The sequence below is a fragment of the Hallella absiana genome, from assembly GCF_025457485.1.
Lineage (GTDB): Bacteria > Bacteroidota > Bacteroidia > Bacteroidales > Bacteroidaceae > Prevotella > Prevotella absiana.
Map to the genome: position 1 here is coordinate 38,762 of NZ_JAMXSP010000023.1, position 6,168 is coordinate 44,929.

General features: G+C 50.2%; 7 protein-coding genes and 1 rRNA gene. All 8 read right to left on the bottom strand.

Going from position 1 to position 6,168, the window contains the following annotated elements; translation table 11 throughout:
• Positions 1-2 precede the first annotated feature (2 nt).
• The gene (locus NG346_RS11020) at positions 3-401 is read right to left on the bottom strand and encodes a hypothetical protein (protein ID WP_262280803.1); all 399 of its coding nucleotides are present in this window, start codon (positions 399-401) and stop codon (positions 3-5) included.
• Between the two features lies 1 nt (position 402).
• Entirely contained in the window at positions 403-1,716 is a 1,314-nt protein-coding gene (gene der / locus NG346_RS11025; protein WP_154535492.1) for a ribosome biogenesis GTPase Der, read from the bottom strand.
• A 120-nt stretch (positions 1,717-1,836) separates the two neighbouring features.
• Complete coding sequence (gene era / locus NG346_RS11030) at positions 1,837-2,718, bottom strand: GTPase Era (protein ID WP_154535493.1); 882 nt, start codon at positions 2,716-2,718, stop codon at positions 1,837-1,839.
• A 105-nt stretch (positions 2,719-2,823) separates the two neighbouring features.
• The gene (locus NG346_RS11035) at positions 2,824-3,846 is read right to left on the bottom strand and encodes a beta-ketoacyl-ACP synthase III (RefSeq protein ID WP_262280804.1); all 1,023 of its coding nucleotides are present in this window, start codon (positions 3,844-3,846) and stop codon (positions 2,824-2,826) included.
• Positions 3,846-4,031, bottom strand: coding sequence for a 50S ribosomal protein L32 (rpmF, locus tag NG346_RS11040; RefSeq protein ID WP_006848356.1), 186 nt, complete (start codon positions 4,029-4,031; stop codon positions 3,846-3,848). Before rpmF ends, NG346_RS11035 begins: the two co-directional genes overlap by 1 nt.
• 13 nt (positions 4,032-4,044) lie before the next feature.
• Positions 4,045-4,569 (bottom strand): YceD family protein, encoded by a 525-nt coding sequence (locus NG346_RS11045; RefSeq protein WP_262280805.1) that lies wholly within the window; start codon positions 4,567-4,569, stop codon positions 4,045-4,047.
• 105 nt (positions 4,570-4,674) lie between these two features.
• Positions 4,675-5,847 carry a sensor histidine kinase gene (locus NG346_RS11050; protein ID WP_262280806.1) on the bottom strand — a complete coding sequence of 391 codons (1,173 nt, stop codon included), beginning with the start codon at positions 5,845-5,847 and terminating at the stop codon, positions 4,675-4,677.
• 204 nt (positions 5,848-6,051) lie between these two features.
• Positions 6,052-6,164 (bottom strand): 5S ribosomal RNA (gene rrf, locus NG346_RS11055).
• Positions 6,165-6,168 lie beyond the last annotated feature (4 nt).

Sequence of the window (6,168 nt, forward strand, 5' to 3'; positions counted from 1 at the left end):
CGTCAGCGTGTGTACCACACGCCTTTCTTCTCCACCATCGGCACGCACACTTCTTCGCGAGTGCTGTCTCCATATTCAAATATCAGATACACATTGGCCACATGCTTGAGCGTATCAGCCTTGGCGTCGAGAATCTTCACCTTCTTGATACCACGATGCTCTTGCTCCTGCTGTGCCACAAACATCCGGGCATTGTCCTCCAACTGTTTGCGATAGCTGTCCGGAATCTTATAGGGCATGTAGGTGCCAGCCACAAAATCCTCATACTTCCCTGCCAGCAGCTGGTCGTAATAGCCCTTCGCGGCATGGGCGGCTATCTCGGCGGGCGTCGGAGCTTTCTTGCATGCCATAGGCAAGGACAAGACAGCACCCAACACCACATATCGCCATACTCTCTGCATCTTACTTCTGACGGATAAACACATTGATCGGGCAGCCATGCATCGACCAGTTCTCACGGATCTTGTTCTCCAGGAAACGGCGATAGGGCTCCTTGATATATTGCGGCAGATTGGCATAGAACACGAAAGAGGGGATCTGCGTGTTGGGCAACTGCGAGCAATACTTGATCTTGATATACTTTCCTTTTGTAGAAGGTGGCGGTGTCTGCTCGATGATCGGCAGCATCACCTCGTTGAGCTTCGTCGTACCGATACGTGTCTCACGGTTGAGATAGACCTGCTTGGCTGTTTCGAGCACCTTGAAGATACGCTGTTTGGTCAGCGCGGAGGCAAAGATGATGGGGAAATCAACAAAGGGAGCCATACGGTTGTGGATGGCATTCTTGAAGGTGTCGATGGCCTTCTGGCTCTTGTCCTGCACCAAGTCCCACTTGTTGACCACGACGACCAGACTCTTGTTGTTTTTCTGTATCAACTGGAAGATGTTCATATCCTGAGCCTCAATGCCTCGTGTGGCATCGATCATCAGAATGCAGACATCACTGTTCTCGATAGCACGGATACTGCGCATGACGCTATAGAACTCCAGGTCTTCGCTCACCTTATTCTTACGGCGGATACCGGCGGTATCGACGAGATAGAAGTCAAAGCCAAACTTGGTATAGCGTGTGTAGATGCTGTCACGTGTGGTACCGGCAATATCAGTGACGATGTTACGCTCCTCACCAATAAAAGCATTGATCAGACTTGACTTACCGGCATTTGGGCGGCCGACGACAGCGAAGCGCGGGATATTTTCCTCCGGTGCTTCGTCGACATTGTTTGGCAGTTTGGTCAGTATCATGTCGAGCAGATCACCCGTACCGCCACCCGTTGCCGCGCTGATGCAGACGGGATCTCCCAGTCCGAGACGATAGAACTCTGCGGCTTCGTAAGCGTTGCCGCTATTGTCGACCTTATTAGCCACAAGGATGACCGGCAGTTTGGCACGGCGAAGGATCATCGCCACATCCTCATCCCAGTCTGTGACTCCTGTCTCCACATCCACCAGGAAGAGCACAAGGTCTGCCTCTTCTGTGGCGACCCTCACCTGCTGACGGATGGCATCCTCAAAGATATCATCTGATTTCACGACCCAGCCGCCCGTATCTACGACAGAGAACTCTTTGCCGTTCCAACTACACTTGCCATATTGGCGGTCGCGTGTGGTACCGGCCACATCACTTACAATAGCCCTACGGCTTTGGGTCATACGATTAAAAAGTGTGGACTTGCCCACATTAGGGCGTCCTACGATAGCTACTAAATTTGCCATTTCGTTGTTTGATTTCTGAAGTTTAACATTCTTCGGCCCTCCCGAAGGAGAGTGCACCCTGCCATACAGTCAGGGGAATATAGGAGTGTAGAATGCGTCAACACTCACCATTGATCATTCTTATTGCGGGTTGTACCCGAAGTGGTCGAGTTCCCGTTGAGAGTTACGCCAGTCTTTGTCAACCTTGACGAAGGTCTCCAAGTAGATCGCCTTACCAAAGAACTTCTCAAGGCTCTTGCGGGCTTCCGACGACACCTTCTTCAAGGCAGTGCCCTGATGTCCGATGATGATGCCTTTCTGCGAGTCGCGCTCTACATAGATGACAGCATTGATATGGATGTGATGCTCGTCTTCCTTGAAGCGCTCCACGACGACCTCCACGGAATAAGGAATTTCCTTATCGTAATAGCGCAGGATCTTCTCGCGGATAATCTCGGAGACAAAGAACTTTGCCGGCTTGTCGGTCAACTGATCCTTGTCGAAATAAGCAGGACTCTCGGGCAGCAGCTCTTCAATACGTTTCATGAGCATGTCTATGCCGAACTTGTTCTGCGCCGAGATAGGAAGGATCTCTGCGTTGGGCAACAGGGCATGCCACTTCTCCACGATGTCTCCGAGATGCTGTTGATCGGTCTCGTCGATCTTGTTGATCAGCAACAGCACTGGGATCTTCATCTCCCTGACCTTTTCCAGAAAGTCGAGATTCTTCTCCGGGTTCTCCACCACATCTGTGACATAGAGCAGGATGTCGGCATCTGCCAAGGCAGACTCAGAGAATGCCAGCATCATCTCCTGCATCTTATAGTTAGGTTTCAACACGCCGGGCGTGTCAGAGAAGACAATCTGCATGTTGGGCTTGTTGACGATGCCCATAATGCGATGACGTGTCGTCTGCGCCTTAAACGTGGCGATACTGATCTTCTCACCGACAAGTTGATTCATCAGTGTGGACTTACCAACATTGGGGTTTCCTACGATATTTACAAAACCGGCCTTATGCATAAGTACTTTTAATTAAACATACAATATCAATAAACAAAAAAACGCATTCTTACTATAACAAGAAGGATGCGTTTTTCTGTTGTTATGAATAAAGGATCTTACGAGTTACTTTTTGTCCGCTGCTGCGGCAGCACCATCGTAAGCCCATTTCAGATACATAGCTCCGTGAACAAATCCGGCTCCGAAAGCAGTGAGGATGACGTTATCGCCCTTCTTCAGCTTAGCTTCGTTGTCCCACATAGCCAAAGGAATGGTAGCGGAACTGGTATTGCCGTAGTGGTCGATGTTGATCATCACCTTCTCGATCGGCAGATCGGCACGCTTGGCCACTGCATCGATGATACGCAGGTTAGCCTCGTGCGGGATCACCCAGTCTACGTCATCAGCCGTCAGGCCGTTGTGCTTCATGATGTAGTCCACATCATCGCTCATATCTGTCACGGCATAGCGGAACACGTTGCGCCCCTCCTGATAGATATAGTGCAGACGATGGTCTACCGTGAAATGCGAGGGAGGGCATACACTGCCGCCGGCCTTCATGTGAAGGAAGGGCAGGCCTGCACCATCGGTACGCAAGAACGATTCTTGGAAGCCAATGCCTTCTTCCTCCGTTGCCTCCACGAGCACAGCACCAGCACCGTCGCCAAAGAGCACACAGGTCTGTCGGTCGGTGTAGTCGACAATCGACGACATCTTCTCGGCAGAAACCACGATGATCTTTTTGTAACGGCCGCTCTGAATCATCGAGCAAGCCTGCTCAAGGGCATAGATAAAGCCGCAGCAGGCGCAGGACATGTCAAAGGCGAAAGCGTTTTTCAGTCCCAGCTTACCCAAAATGATGCTTGCCGTAGAGGGGAAAGGATAGTCAGGAGTCGTTGTCGAGACGATGAGTGCATCAATGGTATCCGGATCTACGCCGGTTTTACGAAGCAGCTGCTTAGCAGCCTTGCGCCCCATATAGCTTGATCCGAGGCCTTCCTCAGTGAGGATACGGCGCTCTTTGATGCCGACACGCGTAGTAATCCACTCATCGCTGGTGTCTACCATGCGCGACAGTTCCTCGTTGGTGAGGACATAGTCGGGCACGTAGCCGCCAACACCTGTGATTATCGCGTTAATCTTTCCCATTACTCAGCTGCTTCCTTAACGATAGCGACTTTGCCACGATAGTAACCGCATGTCGGGCAAACGGTGTGATAGACATAGTAAGCGCCGCAGTTAGGGCATACTGCCAATGTGGGGGCTACTGCCTTATCGTGAGTTCTACGTTTGAGTGTACGAGTCTTAGACTGTCTTCTTTTAGGATGTGCCATAATTGTTTAATCTTTAATTTTTATCTTTTATCTTTTTCAATGCTGCCCATCGGGAATCCACAGGCTCTGTATCCTCATCACCGCTTCGGGCGGCCGAATGTTCTTTCAGAATCTTCATCATGGCAGGGTCGCATTTTCCAGGTGCATGCACATGCCTGAGTGGAATACTGAGCTCTATAAATTCATAGATGAACCACGACACGTCGAGAATAGCGTTGTCTTCCCTGACCGTGACGAGGTCGTCATCCTCCGAATAGTCTTCTCCAAACTTTGCCACCAGATGGTCGTCGCTCTCTATGGGCTGTTCCATGTCTTCCAAGCAGAGATCGCAAGGAACAATGACAAAGCCGTCTGTGTGAAAATCCAAATAGAACACGTCTCCCGTACGACGGATCGTCAACGAGGAATGCACACGGCCACGTTTCACTGCCGGGGCCTGAATAGCCTCGAAGTAAGGGTCGCTCAAATCGAAGTCAAAGACATTGTCGCCTTCCGACAAGCCTTTTAAGTCTATCTTAAACTGCTCTAAATTAGACATATCACAAACAGACATATCACATTTGGTTTGCAAAGTTACTACTTTTTTTTGATAGCGTCAAATTTATCTGCAAAAACTTTCTTAAAAGAGGAATGATAACAAAGGCTATGCGTGGCACTTACGCAATTCTATACGGAAAGTCGTACCCTTCCCAACCACGGACTCCTTGACATAGATACGTCCATGATGGTATTCCTCCACAATACGTTTGGCAAGGCTCAGCCCCAGTCCCCATCCGCGCTTTTTAGTGGTGAAGCCCGGGCGGAACACATTATTTATATTACGCTTGCGGATGCCCTTGCCGGTATCGTTCACATCCAAGTACACCCATGTGTCGGTCTCTTCCACCTTCAGCGTGATAGTTCCCTGCTCGCCGCCCATGGCATCCACGGCATTCTTGCACAGGTTTTCTATCACCCATTCAAAGAGGGAGCCATTGAGATCCACGATCACCTGATGAGCAGGGAAATCGGTCAGGATCTTCACCTTCTTACTTGTACGGCGGTCCATATAGTCGACAACATGTCCCAACAACTCCAAGAGGTCGGTAGGCACAGGAGCCGGCACAGAACCAATCTTAGAAAAGCGGTCTGCGATGAGTTGCAGACGCTTTACGTCCTTGTCCATCTCCGGTATCAACGTATCATCGGGATAGGTCTCCTTCAGTATCTCCACCCAAGCAATCAGACTGGAGATTGGCGTACCCAGCTGATGAGCAGTCTCCTTCGACAAACCCACCCACACCTTATTCTGTTCTGCACGCTTAGAGGTGAGTAAAGCAAAGATGGCTACCACCACAAAGAGAAGAACCACTCCCAACTGCACATAGGGATACCAGGAAAGACGTTTGAGCATCAACGACTCATCATAGCAGACATCAATATAGTCGCGATGCCGCTCTTCGAGGAAGATCCTGATGTTACGTTTTCTGGCTAAAAGCTCATGACCGATCCGAGTGACCTTCGTCAGGCTGTCCGCACGGGAAGAGGCATTGATGGAAAGATTGCGGAAGTCTGTCACCTTTCCATTACTGTCGAGCACAATGACTGGAATCGTATTGTTGTCGTTAATCACTTTCAACACAAGATTCAGATCCGTGTTCTCATCAGCCTGGTTGAGCGACCGCATAGCTTCCGCCCAGACTTCCATGCGGCTGCGTTCCTGCGCCTCCAAGTCACGCGTCATACTATGCGACACAACAAGCGAGGCCACGGCAATAACGATTGCCATAACCACAAGAATAATCTTCACCTGCCTGATTCTATCTGTCCATTGCATAGTATTATGGATAACGAAAAGAAAAGGAAATTATTATAGGCCCCTCCCTAGCCCTCCCCGAGGGGAGGGGACCGCAATACCCACAAAGCATATAATTCGTGCAGATGGTATGGTTTAGCAATTCTCTCCCCTCGGGGAGAGCTAGAGAGGGGCGTACAAAAAAAGCCCTTGAAAACATTTCTGTCTTCAAGGGCTCTTGTTGAAAGAGGGCGGCCTCCTACTCTCCCGCATTGCATTGCAGTACCATCGGCGCAAGTGGGCTTAACTTCTCTGTTCGGAATGGGAAGAGGTGGGACCCCACCGCAATAGCCACCCAAAATG